Origin of the sequence: Pedococcus sp. NPDC057267, assembly GCF_042668795.1 — a bacterium.
Taxonomy (GTDB): domain Bacteria; phylum Actinomycetota; class Actinomycetes; order Actinomycetales; family Dermatophilaceae; genus Pedococcus.
On the sequence record NZ_JBHUYG010000003.1, the window covers coordinates 1 to 19,200 of the forward strand.

Annotated in this window: 15 protein-coding genes and 1 riboswitch; of the genes, 10 read left to right on the forward strand and 5 right to left on the reverse strand. The window is 74.0% G+C overall.

The features are described 5' to 3' along the window. Positions 1-109 precede the first annotated feature (109 nt). Entirely contained in the window at positions 110-553 is a 444-nt protein-coding gene (locus ACFUC1_RS01275; protein WP_379116076.1) for a MarR family winged helix-turn-helix transcriptional regulator, read from the reverse strand. 210 nt (positions 554-763) lie between these two features. Here ACFUC1_RS01275 and ACFUC1_RS01280 point away from each other — a divergent pair, with 210 nt between their 5' ends. From ACFUC1_RS01280 to ACFUC1_RS01290, 3 genes are all read left to right on the forward strand, one after another. Further along, positions 764-1,399, forward strand: coding sequence for a hypothetical protein (locus ACFUC1_RS01280; RefSeq protein ID WP_379116078.1), 636 nt, complete (start codon positions 764-766; stop codon positions 1,397-1,399). A 109-nt stretch (positions 1,400-1,508) separates the two neighbouring features. After that, complete coding sequence (locus tag ACFUC1_RS01285; RefSeq protein ID WP_379116079.1) at positions 1,509-2,738, forward strand: pyridoxal phosphate-dependent aminotransferase; 1,230 nt, start codon at positions 1,509-1,511, stop codon at positions 2,736-2,738. A gap of 148 nt (positions 2,739-2,886) precedes the next feature. After that, positions 2,887-3,312 (forward strand): hypothetical protein, encoded by a 426-nt coding sequence (locus ACFUC1_RS01290; RefSeq protein WP_379116080.1) that lies wholly within the window; start codon positions 2,887-2,889, stop codon positions 3,310-3,312. A 13-nt stretch (positions 3,313-3,325) separates the two neighbouring features. Here ACFUC1_RS01290 and ACFUC1_RS01295 read toward each other — a convergent pair whose 3' ends face one another. Then, positions 3,326-4,885 (reverse strand): MFS transporter, encoded by a 1,560-nt coding sequence (locus ACFUC1_RS01295; protein ID WP_379116081.1) that lies wholly within the window; start codon positions 4,883-4,885, stop codon positions 3,326-3,328. A gap of 91 nt (positions 4,886-4,976) precedes the next feature. Between ACFUC1_RS01295 and ACFUC1_RS01300 the strand changes: the two genes are divergently transcribed. Beyond that, a complete protein-coding gene (locus ACFUC1_RS01300) occupies positions 4,977-6,059 on the forward strand; it encodes a helix-turn-helix transcriptional regulator (RefSeq protein WP_379116082.1) in 1,083 nt (360 codons plus the stop codon). Positions 6,060-6,098: 39 nt separating this feature from the next. Beyond that, positions 6,099-7,793 (forward strand): glycoside hydrolase family 13 protein, encoded by a 1,695-nt coding sequence (locus ACFUC1_RS01305; protein WP_379116083.1) that lies wholly within the window; start codon positions 6,099-6,101, stop codon positions 7,791-7,793. A gap of 13 nt (positions 7,794-7,806) precedes the next feature. Here the strand turns inward: ACFUC1_RS01305 and ACFUC1_RS01310 are convergent, their stop codons facing one another. Together ACFUC1_RS01310 and ACFUC1_RS01315 are read right to left on the reverse strand one after the other, a co-directional pair. Then, positions 7,807-8,175, reverse strand: coding sequence for a hypothetical protein (locus ACFUC1_RS01310; RefSeq protein ID WP_379116084.1), 369 nt, complete (start codon positions 8,173-8,175; stop codon positions 7,807-7,809). Further along, positions 8,172-10,955, reverse strand: a complete 2,784-nt coding sequence (locus ACFUC1_RS01315) for a DUF4389 domain-containing protein (RefSeq protein ID WP_379116085.1) — start codon at positions 10,953-10,955, stop codon at positions 8,172-8,174. The genes ACFUC1_RS01310 and ACFUC1_RS01315 overlap by 4 nt, the downstream gene beginning before the upstream one ends. A gap of 165 nt (positions 10,956-11,120) precedes the next feature. Continuing rightward, positions 11,121-11,349: riboswitch (cobalamin riboswitch) on the forward strand. 144 nt (positions 11,350-11,493) lie between these two features. On the opposite strand from ACFUC1_RS01315, the gene ACFUC1_RS01320 reads away from it, so the two are divergent. The 3 genes from ACFUC1_RS01320 (at position 11,494) to ACFUC1_RS01330 (ending at position 15,444) form a co-directional block, all read left to right on the forward strand. Then, positions 11,494-14,001, forward strand: a complete 2,508-nt coding sequence (locus tag ACFUC1_RS01320; protein WP_379116086.1) for a ribonucleoside-diphosphate reductase subunit alpha — start codon at positions 11,494-11,496, stop codon at positions 13,999-14,001. Next, a complete protein-coding gene (locus ACFUC1_RS01325) occupies positions 13,998-15,020 on the forward strand; it encodes a ribonucleotide-diphosphate reductase subunit beta (RefSeq protein ID WP_379116087.1) in 1,023 nt (340 codons plus the stop codon). Before ACFUC1_RS01320 ends, ACFUC1_RS01325 begins: the two co-directional genes overlap by 4 nt. 235 nt (positions 15,021-15,255) lie before the next feature. After that, positions 15,256-15,444 carry a hypothetical protein gene (locus ACFUC1_RS01330; protein WP_379116088.1) on the forward strand — a complete coding sequence of 63 codons (189 nt, stop codon included), beginning with the start codon at positions 15,256-15,258 and terminating at the stop codon, positions 15,442-15,444. Positions 15,445-15,509: 65 nt separating this feature from the next. Here the strand turns inward: ACFUC1_RS01330 and ACFUC1_RS01335 are convergent, their stop codons facing one another. Next, entirely contained in the window at positions 15,510-17,642 is a 2,133-nt protein-coding gene (locus ACFUC1_RS01335) for a hypothetical protein (protein WP_379116089.1), read from the reverse strand. Positions 17,643-17,796: 154 nt separating this feature from the next. On the opposite strand from ACFUC1_RS01335, the gene ACFUC1_RS01340 reads away from it, so the two are divergent. Continuing rightward, the gene (locus ACFUC1_RS01340) at positions 17,797-18,678 is read left to right on the forward strand and encodes an SDR family oxidoreductase (protein ID WP_379116090.1); all 882 of its coding nucleotides are present in this window, start codon (positions 17,797-17,799) and stop codon (positions 18,676-18,678) included. 114 nt (positions 18,679-18,792) lie between these two features. Beyond that, entirely contained in the window at positions 18,793-19,077 is a 285-nt protein-coding gene (locus tag ACFUC1_RS01345; RefSeq protein WP_379116091.1) for a hypothetical protein, read from the forward strand. Positions 19,078-19,200 lie beyond the last annotated feature (123 nt).

A 19,200-nucleotide genomic window follows, 5' to 3' on the forward strand; every position in this document is an offset into this window, starting at 1 on the left:
GACGTGAAACGTGCGTTGGGAACTGCCGTTTCACGTCAGCAACTGCCGTTTTGCGGGAGGGCAGGGGGTCCCGGGGGCGGGCCGCCGTGGGATCAGCCCGCCGGGAGTCTCAGGTGCCGGAGTCGTTGAGCTTGCGCAGCAGCCGGGCGAGGGAGGCGATGTCGGCGGCCTCCCACTCCTGCAGCTGGGCCCGCAGGCGCGCGCGGCGCCCGAGGACCGAGCGGTCGAGCGCCTCGGCTCCCTGGGGGGTGAGCCTCACCTGCCGGGCTCGCGCGTCGTCGGGGTCCGGGATCCGCTCGACGAGGCCGAGGTCCTCGAGGGTCGTGAGGTTCCGGCTCGTCGTCGACTTGTGCAGCCCGAGCACCTCGGACACCTCGCCCCCGCGGGCGCCACCGCCGGAGGCGGACAGGTCCCGGACGGCGACCAGCACGGCATACCCGGCGGCGTCCAGGTCCGGGTGCACCTCGGCGGCGGTCCGCTGCTGGGCGCTGCGTGCCCGCCGCATGAGCCGCGTGAGCTCCACCTCGAGCTCGCCGAGCTGGGAACGGGACATGGCCACAGAGTACGGGCGCCGCTCGTGGCGCCGGTACGTCGCCCGCGGCCGGCCGGTCGCGTGTCGCCCTCCGGCGGGCCGGGCGATACTGGGCCGACCGCACCGGGCGCCGGCGCGGCCCCGTCGGAAGGCAGACCCCGTGCCCGCTCCACCCACGCCCTCGCCACGCACGCCCGTAACCCGCACGCCCGGCCCCCGCACGCCGGCGCCGTGAGCCGGCTGCGGTTCAGCGGGGCGATCGCGGGAGCGGGTTCGGCCTCGGGCGTGCGGCTCGTCGTCGGGCGGTGGCTCGACTCGCCGCTCGGCGCGTTCGCCGACGTCATGGTGGAAGATGCCGAGGGCCACCGGACGCTGCTCGCGCCGTCGCCGGGGGTGGCCGAGTTCGTGGCACGGACCTATGCGTTCGACGAGGTCGTCCAGGCGCCCGTCACCGTCGCCGACGAGGCCGGGCCACGGGGCCGGGGCTGGCGGGTGACGGCGGGGGACGTGCTGTCGCTGCACCTCGGGTTCGGCCGGCGGGCCCCCCTGGGCTGGCTGCTGCGTGCCGTGCCCGCGCCCGTCGCGACGAGCACGTGGTGGGCGGAGGCGGTGGACCCCGTCGCGCGGACCGTGCTGCGTGGCGTGCGCACCCGCGGGGCGGCGCTCGAGGGTCGGCGCGAGTGGTACGGCGCGACCGACCTGCACCGGGTCACCGCGCTGTCGGGCACCTGGCGCGGCACCGAGCTCGGCGACCTCGCACCGGTCGACCCGCCGTGCTCGTTCGGCTTCTCCTCGACCCCGCGCACGCCCGGCGTGACGCGGGTCGTCACCACCGTGGAGCTGCTGCGCCCGTCGCGGAGCCGCTGACCCGAGTGCGCGACCCGGCAGGCGTGGCAGGTGGTGCGTGGGAACCCGCGACCGTCCGGGTGGTGGCGCCTGACCGGCCGTACCCACCGGGGTTTGGCACACTGCACGCGTGCGCCGCATCACCCAGTCCCGCAAGCTGCACCAGGTCCGCTACGACGTGCGCGGCCCGATCCTGGTCGAGGCGCAGCGGTTGGAGGCCGAGGGCCACAAGATCCTCAAGCTCAACATCGGCAACCCGGCGCCGTTCGGGTTCGAGGCCCCCCAGGCCGTGCTGCAGGACATGGTCCACCACCTGCCGAACGCCCAGGGCTACAGCGACTCCCGCGGCATCTACTCGGCCCGCACGGCGGTCGCGCACTACTACCAGTCCCGGGGCCTGACCGACACGCACGTCGACGACGTCTTCATCGGCAACGGCGTCTCCGAGCTCATCTCCATGGTGCTGACGGCGTTCGTCGACGACGGCAACGAGATCCTCGTCCCGGCGCCCGACTACCCGCTGTGGACCGGCGCCGTGACCCTCGCCGGCGGCACGCCGGTCCACTACCGCTGCGACGAGTCCAACGGCTGGAACCCCGACCTCGAGGACATCGAGGCCAAGATCACCCCCAACACGCACGCGCTCGTCGTCATCAACCCGAACAACCCGACCGGCGCGGTCTACAGCGAGGAGACGGTGCGCGGCCTCGTCGACATCGCGCGCCGCCACGACCTCGTCCTGATGTCCGACGAGATCTACGAGAAGATCCTCTTCGCCGACGACCACTACCAGCCGGTGCACCACCACACCGCGACGTATGCCGGTGACGACGTCCTGTGCCTGACCTTCAGCGGGCTGTCCAAGGCCTACCGGGTGTGCGGCTACCGCGCGGGCTGGGTCATGGTGTCGGGGCCGAAGTCGATGGCCTCGGACTTCCTCGAAGGCCTGACCCTGCTGGCGAACATGCGGATGTGCGCCAACGTCCCCGGGCAGCACGCCATCCAGACCGCGCTCGGCGGGTACCAGTCGATCGAGGAGTACATCCACCCCGGCGGCCGGTTCTACGAGCAGAGCAAGACGGCCTGGCGGCTGCTCAACGAGATCGAGGGCGTGTCCTGCGTGGAGCCCCACGGGGCGCTGTACTGCTTCCCGCGGTTGGACCCCGAGCAGTTCCCCATCGAGGACGACCAGGCGTTCGTCATCGACCTCCTGCGGGAGAAGAAGATCCTCGTGACGCACGGGACCGGCTTCAACTGGTTCGAGCCGGACCACTTCCGGCTCGTGACCCTGCCGGACGTCGAGGTGCTCACCGAGGCGATCGGCCGCATCGGCGAGTTCCTCGACACCCGCCGGCGCTGACCGCGCCGCACCCGAGGGGTGCCGCGGACGCCCGCCAGGGTCACAGCGCACGCACAGGGCCAGCCCGGCCGGCGGCCAGCCCGCGGGGTCATGCTCGAGCCGTGCCGGTGGCCCGACAGGGGCCGGGCACGGGAACGAGGAGGCCGAGATGAGCGTCATCCACGAGCTGCGGGAGCACGTGCACCCCGAGGACACCCGGCGGCTGCTCTTGCTCGTCGCCGCGGCCGCCCTCGTGCCGTGGACGGCATACCTCGGCGTCTCCCTGCCCACGCGCTACACGGTGTCGACGTGGAGCCTCGCCTGGGTCGGGTTCGACGTCCTCGTCGCCGCGCTCCTCGCCGTCACGGCGTGGCTGGGGCTGCGCCGCCGGCCCGAGTTCGTCCTCGCCGCGGTGGCGGCCGCCGGGATGCTGGGCGCCGATGCGTGGTTCGACGTGGCCACCGCCAACACGGGCGACCGGCTCGGCTCGGTGCTCAGCGCGGTCCTCGTCGAGCTGCCCCTCGCGGTGGCCCTGGTCGTGACCGCCGGGCGCCGGGTGCGCGAGCTGGCGAGGCCAGCCACGCACCCGGCCTGACGGCCCTGGCGCCTCAGCCGGCGTCCGCCGCGGTGACGGCCGGTTCAGCGACGACCAACGGGTGGCGCGGGAGGGCCCGGGCGACGAGGGCGGCCACCAGCATGAGCCCGACCAGCACCGCCAGCGACGCCTCGACCGCGGGGCGGAAGACCTCGACCGTCGAGGACGAGGCGTGGGACTGCGCCACCGAGAAGAACAGCGACCCGACCGCCGCGACCCCGGTCGCCCCGGCGAGCTGGCCGGTCGTGCTGAACAGCCCGGAGGCCGAGCCGGCCTTGTCCACCGGCACCTCGGCCAGGGTGAAGACGCCGATCGGCGACACCATGAGCCCGAACCCGGCACCCGCGACGACGAACCCCGGCAGGAACGCCCACAGCGACGTCGAGGCGTCCGCCCCGTGCACGGCGACGCCGATGAGCACCGCGCCGGCAGCCCAGGTCAGGGCACCGACCTGCAGCACCGGACGGCCGATCCGCGGCGCGAGGACGGCCACCCCCAGCCCTGCGAACACCGTGGTCGTCAGCGCGAACGGCACCCCCGCGAGGCCGGCCCGAAGGACCGACCAGCCCAGTCCGGCCTGCAGGTAGACCGTCTGGCACAGGAAGTAGGACGACATCGAGGCGAAGAGGAGCGCGTTCATCGTCGACCCGGCGGCGAACCCCCGGCCGCGGTACAGGCTCGTCGCCACCAGCGGCTCGCGCCCGGCCCGCTCCGCGCGCCACTGGGCCCGGCCGAGGAGGACGAGGACGGCGACGCCGGCCGCCATCGCGGCATACACCCATGCGGGCCAGCCGAGCTGGCGCCCAAGCGTGAGCGGGTAGAGCACGCCCAGCAGGCCGAGGGCCAGCACCGCGACGCCGCGCAGGTCGATCCGCGGGCGCCGCTCGGCGACCGACTCGGGCACCCAGCGCAGCGCGGCCGCGACCGCGAGCAGCCCGAACGGGACGTTGACGAGGAAGATCGCGCGCCAGCCCAGGCCGACCACGTCGGCCTGCGTGAGCAGCGCGCCGATGACCGGCCCGAGCACCGCGGACAGGCCGGCGAGGCCGGTGAACATGCCCATCGCCCTGGCCCGCTCGTGCGGGCGGTACATCACCTGCAGGCTGGAGAGCACCTGCGGGATCATCGCCGCGGCGGCGACGCCCTGGACCGCGCGGAAGGCCACCAGCGCCTCCGCGCTCGGCGCGAGGCCGCAGGCGGCGGAGGTGGCCGTGAACCCGACGAGGCCGGCGACGAAGACGCGCTTGCGGCCGAGCAGGTCCCCGAGCCGCGAGCCGGTGATGAGCGCGAGGGCGAAGGCGAGGGGGTATGCCGCGACCATCCACTGCAGCTGGGTGTCGGTCGCGCGCAGCCCCGCCTCGATGGTCGGCAGGGCGACGTTGACGATGGTCGTGTCGAGCAGCTCCATCGTCGAGGCGAGGAACAGGCTGAGCAGGGCGATGGTGCGGGCCCGCCCGACCGGCAGCGGGCCGCGCGCGACGGCCACCTCCGTCGGCCGGGGCTCCTGCGACAGGGCGGGTGGGGCGGTCGTCGGGCTCGGGGCCGGAGGGTCGGCGTCCACGGTGGTGCTCATCGGGGTCTCCTTCGTCGAGTACTGCTTCCACCGACGACGCTAGGGAGCATTCCGGCCACTTCCTGACCGCATGGTGCGAGACTCTGGACCCATGGCCAACACGAGCTCGCGCACCCTCCGGCTGCTGTCGCTGCTGCAGACCCACCGGTTCTGGCCCGGCGGGGAGCTCGCCGGGCGGCTGGACGTGTCCGAGCGCACCCTGCGCCGCGACATCGAGCGGCTGCGCGAGCTCGGCTACCCGGTGGACTCGGTGCGGGGCGCCGAGGGCGGCTACCAGCTCGGCGCCGGCGCCTCGATGCCCCCGCTGACCGTCGAGGAGGACGAGGCGATCGCCATGGTGGTCGCGCTCAACGGCGCCGCGCAGCTCACCAGCGGTGCCCTGTCGGAGGCGTCGGTCAGCGCGCTCTCGAAGGTGGTCCAGGTCCTGCCGCCCCGGCTGCGGCGCAGGGCCGAGGCCCTGCGCGCGGTCACGGACGACTCGCCCTTCTCACAGGCCCCGACCGTGCGCGCCGACGTGCTCGCCGTCGTCGCCCAGGCGACCCGCGACACCGAGCGGATCCGGTTCACCTACCGGGCTCGAGGCGGCCAGGCGGCTGGCGCGGACCTGCTGCGGCACGTGGAGCCGCACCGGCTCGTCACGGTCGGGCGCCGCTGGTACCTGCTCGGCTACGACCTCGACCGGCAGGACTGGCGGTCCTTCCGGATGGACCGGCTCAGCGAGCCCGAGGGCACCCGGGCGCGGTTCCGCCCGCGCGACGTCCCCGGAGGCGACGCGGCGGCATACGTGCGGAAAGGCCTGTCCCGCAACGAGGTCCGCACGACCGTGCGGGTGCTGGTGCACGCCCCCGCGTCCGAGGTGGGGCCGCGGACCGGGCCGTGGGCCACGCTCACGCCGGTGGACGAGCGGTCGTGCCGGATCGAGATGGAGGCGCTCGAGCCGCGGTGGGCTCTGTTCGGGCTCGGGGTGGTCGGCGCGCCGTTCACGATCGAGGAGGCCACGCCGGAGGTGCCTGCCGAGCTCGCCGACTGGTCGGCCCGTTTCGCCGCCGCGGTGGCCGGAGGCCCACCGTGGGCTGGGACCCCGCGCCGTCGGTCGGGGCACGGCAGCGGCTGCACGTCGTCCTCCGGCCGGGTCGCGGTCAGCGGGGTGCACACGGAGGACCCGGCCCACTAGGTTCGGATCGCCCCACCGGCGCGGCCCCAGGAGCGCAGCATGACCGACACCCTCCCCAGCGCGTCCCCCGACGCCGCCACGCGCGTCTCGGCCGGCTCGGCCGGCGCCTGGTGGCGTGACGCCGTGATCTACCAGGTGTACCCGCGCAGCTTCGCCGACGGGAACGGCGACGGCGAGGGCGACCTGCCCGGCCTGCTCGAGCGCCTGCCCTACCTCGCCGACCTCGGGGTCGACGGCATCTGGATCTCGCCGTGGTTCCCCTCCCCCATGGCCGACGGCGGGTACGACGTCAGCGACTTCCTCGACATCCACCCGATGTTCGGTACGCTCGCCGACGCCGACGCCGTGATCGCCCGGGCGCACGAGCTCGGCCTCAAGGTCATCATCGACGTCGTCCCGAACCACACCTCCGACCAGCACCCGTGGTTCCAGGCGGCGTTGGCGGCGGGCCCGGGGTCGCGCGAGCGGGCGCGGTACCTCTTCCGAGACGGCCGCGGCCCGGGTGGGGACGACCCGCCCAACAACTGGATCAGCTGCTTCGGCGGCTCGGCCTGGGAGCGCGTCACCGAGGCCGACGGCCGCCCCGGGCAGTGGTTCATGCACATGTTCGCGCTCGAGCAGCCCGACCTCGACTGGACCAACCCCGACGTGCTCGCCGACTTCGACGACGTGCTGAGGTTCTGGCTCGACCGGGGCGTGGACGGACTGCGTGTCGACGCGGCCCCGGCGATGGGCAAGGCGGCCGGGCTGCCGGACGCCGACTACGGCGACATCGCCGAGTTCCGCACGCTGGAGTGGACCGACAACCCGCACTGGGACGTCGACACCGTGCACGAGGTCTTCCGCCGGTGGCGCCGGATCGCCGACACCTACGAGGGCGACCGCGTGTTCGTGGCCGAGGCCGTCGTCAACGGGCCCGAGCGCCTCGCCAAGTACCTGCGGCCGGACGAGATGCACTCGGCCTTCAACTTCCCGTACATGAAGTCGGCGTGGGACGCCGGTGCACTGCGGTCGGTGATCGACGCGACCCTGGCGTCGTACGAGCCGATCGGCGTCCCGTCGACCTGGGTGCTGAGCAGCCACGACGAGACCCGGCTCGTGACCCGGTACGGCCGTCGCACGACGAGCTCGGTCTTCATCACCGACGGCGCCGGCGAGGAGTCCGACCTCGAGCTCGGCACCCGCCGGGCCCGGGCGGCGGCGATGCTCATGCTGGCGCTGCCGGGCGGCGCCTACGTCTACCAGGGCGAGGAGCTGGGTCTGCCGAACGTCGACGACCTGCCCGACGAGGTGCTGCAGGACCCCATGTTCGCCCGCAGCGGCGGCACGATGCGCGGCCGCGACGGCTGCCGCGTCCCGATCCCGTGGGCCGGCGAGCACCCGCCGTACGCGTTCAGCCCCGCGGGTGCGTCGACCTGGCTGCCGCAGCCCGAGGGCTGGGACCGGTACACGGTCGAGCGCGAGCGCGAGGACCCCGGCTCGATGCTGTCCCTCTACCGCGACGCCCTGCACCTCCGACGTGACCTGCCAGGCCTCGGCGCCCAGGGCCTGCGGTGGCGGGAGTCGGCCGAGGGAGTGCTCGACTTCGAGCGGGGGTCGGTCCTGCGGTGTGTCGTCAACATCTCGCCGGCTCCCGTCCCGCTGCCCGGAGACGCCGAGGTGATGCTCGCCAGCGCGCCGGTCGACGACGGGATGCTGCCGGTCGACGCCGCAGCCTGGGTCCGCCCCGCCTGACCCGCAGCCACCGTCAGCCGGTGGGGCGCCGGCCCGGGCCCCGTCGCCGGGGGCCCGTCGCCCGCGTGGCTGCCGCCCCCGACCGGGCGCTGCCGCCGAAGAAGATGGACACGCCCAGCATGAAGCCGAAGTCGTACCAGCCGCCGGAGTTGCGCACCGCGTAGATCCCCACGTCGTCGCGGAACAGCGACACCAGGAACGTGATCGGGCTGATCAGCCCCTGCCAGAGCCCGAGCCAGAAGCCCGGCACGCCCGGCCCCGAGGACACCGACGGGTTGGCGTCGGCCGCGCACGCACCGACCAGCAGCAGGACTGCGACACCCATCACGACCGGCGCCAGCGCCGACCGCACCGAGGTCCCCAGGCCGCGGCGCCCGCTCACGACGCGCCCGCCTGGACGGGCGGTCCGGTGTGCCTGGCGGAGGCGCGCTGGACCATGACCACCACGAGGACCGCACCGGCGACGAGCAGCAGCACGCCGACCACGATGAGCACGGCGCCCGCGGTGCCCAGCCACGGGAGCTCGGCGCCCGCCACCACGGTCGCGAGGACCCCGGCCGAGGCGTTGGTGTTCATGACGACCACGGACCAGTCGCCGCTGCTCGGACGCCAACGCAGGTCGACGGTGCCGGCGCCCTGGGCCTGCGCGACCCAGAACCCGGCCTGGGCGGGTGCGGTCGACGGGGCGGCGCCGGCCAGGTCGCGGTCACCGGAGGAGCGGGTGGCCACCTGGGTGCGCGCCACCCCGCCCAGGTAGCGGTCGACGTCGGCCGTCGGGCCGATCCCGACGAAGACCGACTGACCGGCAGCCTGCGGCGTCACGCGGATGCGGACGTCCCCCACCACCCGGGCCGCCCAGTCGGTGCCGTCGGACCTGCTGTCCACGACCGCCGACGGTGTGACCACGGCATACCCGGCCGAGCGGACACTCCGGTCGACCACGGTGACCAGCCCGTCCTCGCGCGCGGCGTTGTCGGCGACCACGAGCGCCAGGCCACCGGTGAGCAGACCGAGCGAGACCAGGACGGCGACGGAGCCCGCCACGACCCCCACGACCCGGCCGGCGCCCCAGCCGGAGCGTCGGGGCGGCGCGCCGCCCGCACCGGGGGGTGGGCCCATCGGTGCCGGTGGGTACGCCCCGCCCGGTCCGCCGCCGGCGCCTTCGGGGGTGGAGCCGGTCGGTGAGCCGGTGCCCGCCGCCGCCCAGCCGGCCCCCGGCCCCGTCGCGGGTCCTGCAACCGACGAGCCGGAGGTGGGAGCAGGGGCGCCCGGGGTCGCGAAGCCCATGGCGAGCGGCTCGTGCGGGCCCTGGTCGAGGCGGAACGGCGGGTAGGCGTCGGTCATGAGCCCGACGTAGGCGGCGACCCGGATCACCCAGCGGTTGAGCCCGAGGAGCAGGTCGTAGAGGGCCTGCGGGTAGCGGCCCGTCGCCGCGAGGAGCACCCCCGCGACGAGGACGAGGACGCCGATGAGCCCGGTCTGCGCGCCCACGGTGCGCCAGCGATCCGCGGTCTCGACGGCATACGTCCCCGAGCCGACGAGCAGGGCGACGACCACGTAGTGCGGGATGGCCAGCAACCACCACTTGACGAGCACGAGGCCGCGCGACAGGTGCTCGGGGTAGTCCACCTCCAGGTGGGCGGGGTAGTCGGGCACCTCGTCCAGGGTGAAGGGCGGGTACCGGTCGGTGCCGAGCGCGCCGTAGGACCAGTACGCCACGCGCCAGCTCCAGCGCAGCACCCCGGCGTTGAAGTCGAACAGGGCACGCGGGTAGCTGCCGGTCACGAGGATCGCGAAGAACGCCACGATGCTCAGCACGGCGAAGGCCACCCAGAGGAGCGCCAGCACGACGACGTGCGGGATCGCCAGCAGCCACTTCACGAGCCACAGCCAGCGGGAGGCGTGGGGTGTGGTGTCCGCGTCGAGGTGGACGGGGTACGTGACCGGGCGCGGTGCGGGCGCCGCCGGTGCGGTCGGGAACGCAGCCATGGAAGGACCTCCTGTGTCACCTCGACCGTCGCGCCGCCACCGTGGGTCTCCTAGGGTCCTTGGGCCCGGTGTCGGCCACCGGCGGGACCTCGCGACCGCCTCGCGCACGGGCTCTCGCCTCCGGTCCCGCAGCCGTTGCAGCAGCCACCAGCCGAGCAGGGCCCCGCCCACCGGGACCTCCATCCCGATCACGAAGAGCCGGTAGAGCAGGACGGCAGCCGCCGCGGGCGCGGGTGCCGTGCCCAGGCCCACGAGCAGCCCGGTCATGCCCAGCTCGACGATCCCGGTGGCGGCCGGCGAGATCACTGCCAGCGACAGCAGCCGCTCGACCGCGAACGCCCCCGCCACCACCACGAGTGGGGGCCGCGCCCCCAGCAGGTCGAGGCACAGCCACAGCAGCACCGCCTGCAGCACCGCATACATGAGCTTGCCCACGGTCAGCCGCACCCACGCGACCCGCACGAGGTCGGCGACCGACGCGACGGCGGCGACCACCCGGTCCGAGTAGGAGGTGCCCGGTGCTGGCGGGCGGCGCACGAGGGTCGCCACGGGGTCGACCACCCGCCCCAGCCACCGGACCCGCCGGGGCTCCCGCAGCACGAAGGCCGTCACGACGACGAGCGCGAGCAGGGTGGCGCAGGCACCCAGCCCCGCGGTGGTGAGGGCCTCGGAGTGCGTCCCCGAGGCGAGGAACCAGCCGAGCGCCGCCGCCGGGACGGCGAGCCGGCCCAGCACGTCCCAGATGTTCGTGACCAGCGCCCAGCGCAGGAACGCCGGCGTGCCGAAGCCCCAGCCCCGCACCGCCCAGTAGTTGACCGCCGACCCGGCGGCGCCGCCGAGCGGGAGCAGGTTCGACACGGCACTGCCGGTGATGTTGAGGAAGAACGCCCGGCGGTGGGAGAGCCCCGGCAGCGCAGCGGACAGCGCCACCGTCTGGGCGGCGAGACCGGCCAGCCACACCGCGGCGAGCAGCGCGACCTCGGCCACGGTCAGCTGCGCCAGGACAGCACCGACCTGGCCCCATCCCACGCCGGCGACACGCGGCAGGCCGAACGCCAGGAGGGCGACCGCCAGCGCAGCGGCCGCGACGGCCTCCCCCTCCCTCAGCAGGCGCGCGCCACGGCTGGCGGGCAGCGGCGACCGCGCCCGCCGGGCCGGGCCGGTCGCGGACACGCCCCCATGGTGGGCGCACGCCGCCAGCGGGGACAGGGACCTTGGACCCCGGGCACGGCCGTGCACGGCCATCCCGGGCCACGTCCGGCCACGTCGGGACACCCCGCGACACGCCGGGACACGCGGGCACAACATCTGGTGCCGAGGTTCTGCGCCCACCACCCCATATGGTGGTCCACAGCTGGTCCGGGGCCGAGATCCATCGGCTCCGGGGCAAGAGGGAACCCGGTGCGACTCCGGGACTGCCCCGCAGCGGTGACCGGGAACGACCGCCGTCAACCAAGCACTGCGCCCCCGGGCGTGGGAAGCGACGGCCAGTAGGAACCGTGGTCGGCACCTGCCGTCCACGGCACGCCCGGGAGTCCGAAGACCTGCCAGCGGCCACGCGCACCCGCGCGTGGTGGAGTCGTGGCCTCGAGGGCGGGTCCAGCGACAGCGGTGCGACGTGTGCGGCAGCGGTATGCCGTGGACGCGCCCTGTGTCGTCGTCCCCTCCCCGTGTCCCGGCTCCTCCGGAACCGCTCGCGAGGAGAGAGCAGATGACCCAGGTCGAGGACCGGGCGCCCGGCGCCCAGGAGACCACAGGCACCGCCGCGGCGCAGCACGCGCCCGGCACCGGCACGGCGCAGGACGCGGCCGGCCCCACCCCGCGCCGCAGCACCATGCAGGTGCGCAAGCGCAACGGCGACGCCGAACCCGTCGACGTCATGAAGATCGTCCGCGCCGTCGAGCGGTGGTGCGACGACCTCCCCGAGGTCGACCCGATGACGGTCGCCACCCGCACCATCAGCGGGCTCTACGACGGCGCGACGACGGCCGAGCTCGACCGGCTGTCGATCCAGACGGCGGCCGAGATGACCGCCACCGAGCCCGAGTACAGCCGGCTCGCGGCCCGCCTGCTGTCGAACTACATCGACAAGGAGGTCCGCGGCGCCCAGGTCGCGTCGTTCAGCCAGTCCGTCCGGCTCGGCCACCTCGAGGGGCTCATCGGCGACGAGACGGCCGCCTTCGTCGAGGCCAACGCGCGTAAGCTCGACCACGCCGTCGACCCGTCCGCCGACCGGCGGTTCGAGTACTTCGGCCTGCGCACCGTCTACGACCGCTACCTGCTGCGCCACCCCCAGACCCGCGACGTCATCGAGACGCCGCAGTACTGGCTGCTGCGGGTCGCCTGCGGCCTGGCGCACACCCCGCAGGAGGCGATCGACTTCTACCGGCTCATGTCCAGCCTGGCCTACCTGCCGAGCTCGCCGACCCTGTTCAACTCGGGCACGCGGCACACGCAGATGTCGTCCTGCTACCTCGTGGACAGCCCGCGCGACGAGCTCGACTCGATCTACGACCGCTACGCGCAGGTCGCCAAGCTGTCGAAGTTCGCCGGCGGCATCGGCATCTCGTGGTCGCGGGTGCGCGGTCGCGGCGCGCTGATCCGCGGCACGAACGGCCACTCCAACGGCATCGTCCCGTGGCTGCGCACGCTCGACTCCTCGGTCGCCGCGGTCAACCAGGGCGGCCGGCGCAAGGGCGCCGCCTGCGTGTACCTCGAGCCGTGGCACCCCGACGTCGAGGAGTTCCTCGAGCTGCGCGACAACACCGGCGAGGACGCCCGCCGCACCCACAACCTCAACCTCGCCAACTGGGTCCCCGACGAGTTCATGCGCCGGGTCGAGGCCGACGAGCCGTGGTCGCTCATCGACCCCAGCGAGGTGCCCGAGCTCCCGGACCTGTGGGGCCCCGCCTTCGAGCGGGCGTATGCCGCGGCGGAGCGCGAGGGGCGCGTCGTGCGCACCGTCAGCGCGCGCGACCTCTACGGGAAGATGATGCGCACGCTGGCCCAGACCGGGAACGGCTGGATGACCTTCAAGGACGCCAGCAACCGCACCTGCAACCAGACCTCGGACGAGCAGGGCCCGGGCGCCCCCGTCGTGCACCTGTCGAACCTGTGCACCGAGATCATCGAGGTCAGCAGCGACGGGGAGACCGCGGTCTGCAACCTCGGCTCGGTCAACCTGGCCCGGCACCTCACGCCCGGGCGGGACGGGATCGACTGGGGCGCGCTGCGGTCCACGGTCCGCAGCGCGGTGACCTACCTCGACCGGGTCATCGACGTGAACTACTACCCGAGCGAGCAGTCGGCCGCCTCGAACCCGCGCTGGCGCCCGGTCGGCCTGGGGATGATGGGGCTGCAGGACGTGTTCTTCGCCCTGCGGCTGCCCTTCGACTCGGACGAGGCCCGCGAGCTGTCGACCCGCATCGCCGAGGAGGTCTACCTCTCGGCCCTGGAGCGCTCCGCCGAGCTGGCGGCGGAGCACGGCGCGCACCCGGCATACGGGCAGACGCGGGCGGCCCGCGGCGACCTCCAGCCCGACCTCTGGGGGGTGACCCCGACCCAGACCGAGCGGTGGGGCGTGCTGCGCGCGGCCGTCGCCGACCACGGGCTGCGCAACAGCCTGCTCGTGGCGGTCGCGCCGACGGCGACCATCGCCTCGATCGCCGGCTGCTACGAGTGCATCGAGCCGCAGGTGTCGAACCTGTTCAAGCGCGAGACGCTCTCCGGGGAGTTCCTCCAGGTCAACACCGCCCTCGTCCGCGAGCTCAAGGACCGGGGGCTGTGGACGCCCGAGGTGCGCGAGGCGGTCAAGCGCAGTGAGGGCTCGGTGCAGGGCGTCCTCGACCTGCCCGAGGACGTGCGCCTGCTGTTCCGGACCGCGTGGGAGCTGCCGCAGCGGGCGCTCATCGACCTCGCCGCCGCGCGCCAGCCGTACATCGACCAGAGCCAGTCGCTCAACCTCTTCCTGGCGGCGCCGACCATCGGCAAGCTCAGCTCGATGTACCTCTACGCCTGGAAGGCCGGGCTGAAGACGACGTACTACCTGCGCTCGCGGCCGGCGACGCGCATCCAGCAGGCGACGGTGTCCGTCGCCGCGAAGGCGCCCACCGCGGGCGGCGCGTCGCCCACCGCGACACCGCTTCCCAGCACCCCGACCGACCAGGAGGCCATCGCCTGCTCCCTGGAGAACCCCGAGACCTGCGAGGCGTGCGAATGACCCTCTCCCACAGCGAGACCCGGATGCTGCTCGACCCGGGCATGAACCTGACCCTGCGGCCGATGCGGTACCCGCACTTCTACGAGCGCTACCGCGACGCCATCAAGAACACGTGGACGGTCGAGGAGGTCGACCTGCACTCCGACCTCGCGGACCTCAGGAAGCTCACCGAGGCCGAGCGGCACCTCGTCTCGCGCCTCGTGGCCTTCTTCGCGACCGGTGACACCATCGTGGCCAACAACCTCGTCCTCAACCTCTACCAGCACGTCAACTCGCCCGAGGGCCGGCTGTACCTGAGCCGGCAGCTGTTCGAGGAGGCCGTGCACGTGCAGTTCTACCTGACGCTGCTCGACACCTACGTGCCCGACGAGGACGAGCGGGCCGAGGCGTTCGCGGCGGTCGACACGATCCCGTCGATCCGGCACAAGGCGGAGTTCTGCTTCCGCTGGATCGACTCGGTGTTCGAGCTCGACCGGCTGGAGACCCGCGAGCACCGCAAGGCGTTCCTGCTCAACCTGATCTGCTTCGCCGCGTGCATCGAGGGCCTGTTCTTCTACGGCGCGTTCGCCTACGTGTACTTCCTGCGCTCCCGGGGGCTGCTCAACGGCCTGGCGTCGGGGACCAACTGGGTGTTCCGGGACGAGTCGATGCACATGGCGTTCGCGTTCGACGTGGTCGAGACGGTGCGGGCCGAGGAGCCCGACCTGTTCGACGACGAGATGGCCGCGCAGGTGCGGGCGATGCTCCGCGAGGCCGTCGACGCCGAGGCGCAGTTCGCGCAGGACCTGCTCGGCAAGGGGGTGGCCGGGCTGTCGACCACGGACATGCGGCTCTACCTCGAGAACGTCGCCGACCGGCGCCTGCAGCAGCTCGGGCTCGAGCCCGAGTACGGGTCGGCCAACCCGCTGGCGTTCATGGAGCTGCAGGACGTGCAGGAGCTGTCGAACTTCTTCGAGCGCCGGGTCTCGGCCTACCAGGTGGGCGTGTCCGGGCAGGTCGGCTTCGACGACGACTTCTGATCCGGCGGGTCGTGTGCCAGGTGGTCGTACCACGAAGACCACCCGGCACACCCCGCCCCGCCGCGGCGGCCACGGCCCCCCGGCTGCCCGCCGCGCGCTTGGGCTCGTTCGCGACGGTCCTCCTGCGGGTGCCTGTGGTCAAGAGGCGCAGGGTCGTATGCCGGTGATGTCCGTGAAGTCCCGTGCGCCCGTGGCACCCTCGTGGTCGCGGGGCGCGACGGCATACGCTGGCCGCATGTCCCGGCCACTCGCCCTCGCCCTCGGGGGTGCCGTCTTCGCCGTCGGCGTCCTGTGGACCCTCCAGGGGCTCGGGGTGGTCGGCGGCAGCCCCATGACGGGGGTGACCCTGTGGGCCGTCGTCGGCCCGGTGGTGGCGCTCGTCGGGCTGGCGCTGGCGCTGCGGGGGGCCCGGCTCCGCCGCTGACCCGCGGACCGGGGGCGGCGGTCAGGTCGACGCCCGACCGGGGACGACGGCGCCCGCTGGGCGCCTCAGCGCGAGACGGCGGTGAGTGCGTCGACGAAGGCCTGCGCGCCGGCCTTCACCCGCTCGGTGTGCCTCGCCTGGTTCCACGCGTCCCACCGGATCCGCAGCTGCGCCTTCCCGCCCGGCCCGGCGTCGACGACGACGCCGATGTCCGTGACCGGCACCCCGACCGGACGCCCGCCCCTCGGCACGACCGCGGTCCTCGAGGACGGGTCGCCCAGGCCGAGCATCGACCACGGGAGCCGCAGCGTGAGCCGCTTCCCGCTGAGCTGCCACGTGGAGCGGTCGTCGAAGCCGCTGGCGGCGGGGTCCCAGGTGCCGCGCCGGAGACGACCCACCTCGAGGAACTCCGCCGGGGCTTTCTCCTTGGTCAGCGGCAGGACGAACGGCCGGTTGGTCGTCAGCCGCTCCAGTGACCAGCCGTCGGCGGCCGGCCTCGGCACGGCGCCGGCCGGCAGGCCGTCGAGCAGCAGCGGGTCGATCGCGCCGTCGACCACCATCGTCGCAGTCGCGCTCCGCGGGTCGACCGTCACCGCGTAGTCGTTCACGCCGGCCTGCTTCGCGGCGTTCCCCGGCAGCGCGAGGCCCCCGGGCACGACGTCGAAGCCCAGGCGCACCGGTGCCGTCGGCGCCTTCTCGAGGTCCAGGGTGAGGTGGACCCACGACTCGTCGTGGTCGAGCGCCACCCGCTGGACACCGGAGCGCGACTCCCACGGCACGCTCTGGCCCACCCTCGACGGGTCCTGCGCCACGAGGCCGAAGTGCTGCTCGTTGGTGAGCGGGTCGTGCCAGAGGGACCGGCGCTCCCCGTCGACGACCGCCTGCCGCGGCAGCGTGTTCCAGGTGAACTTGAACCACTCGTCGACCCAGGAGAACAGCAGGCCGCCCGCGAGACCGGCGTCCTTGAAGGAACGCAGCATCGCGGCGTCCATCGCGAGCGCCTCCTGCTCGCTGTGGTCGCCCTGGTCCCGGCCCCTGGTGCCGGCATGGGCCGAGCCCAGCGAGGAGGGGACGCCGAACTCGCTGACGAGCAGCGGCATCCGCGGGGCGAAGTGCCGCTTGAGGTCGAGGAGGTAGGCGAGGTACGGGTCGTCGGCCCCGGCGTAGGCGGGCTGGTGCCGCAGGAAGTCCGGGTAGTACGGGTAGGCGTGGAAGCTGGCGAACGTCCCGCCGGGCCACGCCGTCGTCGGCAGCACGTGGGCCGCGTCCACGCCGACGGCGTCCTCGCTGGGGAGCGGCTCCGCCGGGTGGTGCAGCGGGTCGGTCGTCGGCCAGTTGACGAAGGCGATGGGCGCCGAGACGCCGCGCGCCGCCTCGCGCGTCGCGAGCTCGTCCATCCGGGCGGCCAGCCACCGCTCGGTCGGGCTGGCGTCGGCGGTGTTGGCGAAGTACCGGCCGCGGTGCAGCGGCGCGGCGGCGTTGCGGGCGTCGGACGCGCGGGTGGCGTACCCGTCCCACTCCACCCCGACGATCCACGCCGCGACCCAGGGCGACACGTCGGCCGTCCAGGTGCCCCCGGCGCGCCCGCTCCGCGCGGCGCGGGTGAGGTCGCCGTGCACGGCCGCGGACGCGTCCCGCAGCTCCGCGGCCATCGCGGCGGTGGGCCCGGCCGCGAACAGGTCGTGGCTGGTCAGGTAGGACTCGTCCGGCAGATAGACGCCCTGGACGAGGTAGATGGGAGCGTCCCGGTGCGCCTCGTTGTACGCCTTGAGCTCCTCGTACATCGCCGGCGGGTGGATCGTGTAGACGCGCAGCGTGTGCACGCCCATCTGACCCATCTGGGCGAACCAGCGGCGGTACTCCTCGCGGCTGATCGCGAGCTCGCCCGGGCTGTGGCCGGGGGTGGTGCTCCCGAGGTTGACGCCGGACCAGAAGTCGACGTCGCCGTGCCGGGTGTGCAGGAGCAGCCGGTCGCCCCGGGCGGCGGCGACGGTGGACAGCCCGCCGGTGGTCGCGGGGGCCGGGGCCCAGGAGCGCGGGTCGGCAGGCGCCGGCTTCCAGCTCGCGGGGGCGGCCGCCTCAGCCGGCGTCGCCCTGGTGGGCGCGGGGTCCGAGGTGCACGCGGCCAGCGAGGCGAGCGCGAGCACGCCGACGAGGGCGGCGGACCTGGTCGGTGCCCGTCGCGGGGCAGGCGTCATGGTGCGGCTTCCGTCGTGCTGGTGCGGTCCGGTCGACCGTATGCCGGGAAGCGGCCGGACCCTGGCGGATGTGCCCGTTTCCGCCCGTTCGGCCGAGGACGCGCTGGCCGAGGGTCCCAGGCATACCCCGCACGCCAGCGGGTAGGACGCGGCCATGAGCGAACGCGCAGACCTCTCCTCGATCCCGGCCCAGCAGCAGGAGTGGCCCGGCAGCCTCGCCGCGCTGGACCCGCGACCCGACCACGGCGAGACGTCCTGGCAGGGCCGGGCCCGGCTCGCCGGTCGTCGGGCCCTGGTCACCGGTGGCGACTCCGGCATCGGCCGGGCCACCGCCATCGCCTTCGCCAAGGAGGGGGCGGACGTGGCGATCGCCCACCTCCCCCAGGAGCAGGCAGACGCCGACGACACGGTCGCGGCCGTCCGCGCCGAGGGCCGCACCGGCGTCTCGTTCGCCACGGACCTGCGCGAGCACCAGGCGAACGTCGAGCTCGCCGCCGGAGCGGTGTCGGCCCTCGGGGGCCTCGACGTGCTCGTGTGCAACGCGGCGTTCCAGATGTCGCACGACGAGTTGCGCGACTTCCCGCCCGACCAGGTCCGCCGGACGTTCGAGACGAACGTGTTCTCGACGTTCTGGCTGGTCCACGAGCTGGCGCCCCACCTGGCCGACGGCGGCAGCATCGTCGTGACGACGTCCGTGCAGGCGTACCAGCCGAGCTCGCACCTGGTCGACTACGCCGCGACCAAGGCGGCCCTGACCAACAAGGCGGCCCTGACCAACATGGTGGTCAACCTCGCGCAGGAGCTCGGCGCCCAGGGCACGCGGGTCAACGCCGTCGCGCCGGGCCCGATCTGGACGCCCCTCATCCCGGCGACGATGTCGGCGGACAAGGTCGAGGGCTTCGGGGCGGACGTGCCGCTGGGCCGCGCCGGGCATCCGGTGGAGGTGGCAGCGGCATACGTGTTCCTCGCCTCCGACGAGGCGAGCTACGTGTCCGGGACGGTGCTGGGGGTCACCGGCGGCAAGCCGGTGTTCTGACGGGCCGGTGTCCCGACCCGGGTCCTTCGGCCCTGTTCCCGCCGTCGCGGCACCCGGCAGCGTGGAGGCAGGTCGCCAGCGGGCGGCTGCGTGGACGAAGGAGCTGAAGGTCCGATGATGTACGGCGACGGCGGCTGGGGTTGGGGCTGGTGGATGATGGGCGGCGGCGTGCTGCTGCTCCTGCTGGTCCTCGTGGCCGCAGTGGTGGCCATCGTGGTGGCCGGCCGGCCGCCGAGGGAGACGCGCACGACGTCCGGCACCCCGCCGGTCCAGGGGCAGGCTCCCGGCCCGTCCGACGAGGCCCTGCAGGAGCTCGACCTGCGGTTCGCCCGCGGCGAGGTGGACGAGGACGGGTACCGGCGCACCCGCGCCCTGCTCACCCACCCGCCGGCCTCGTGACGGCATCCCCTGACGTCGCCGGACCCTGACCGGCGACGACAAAGCCCCGGCCGCCTGTGGCGGGCCGGGGCTGCGTCGTCTGTCTCAACTCAGAGCGCGCCCGAAGGGATTCGAACCCCTAAC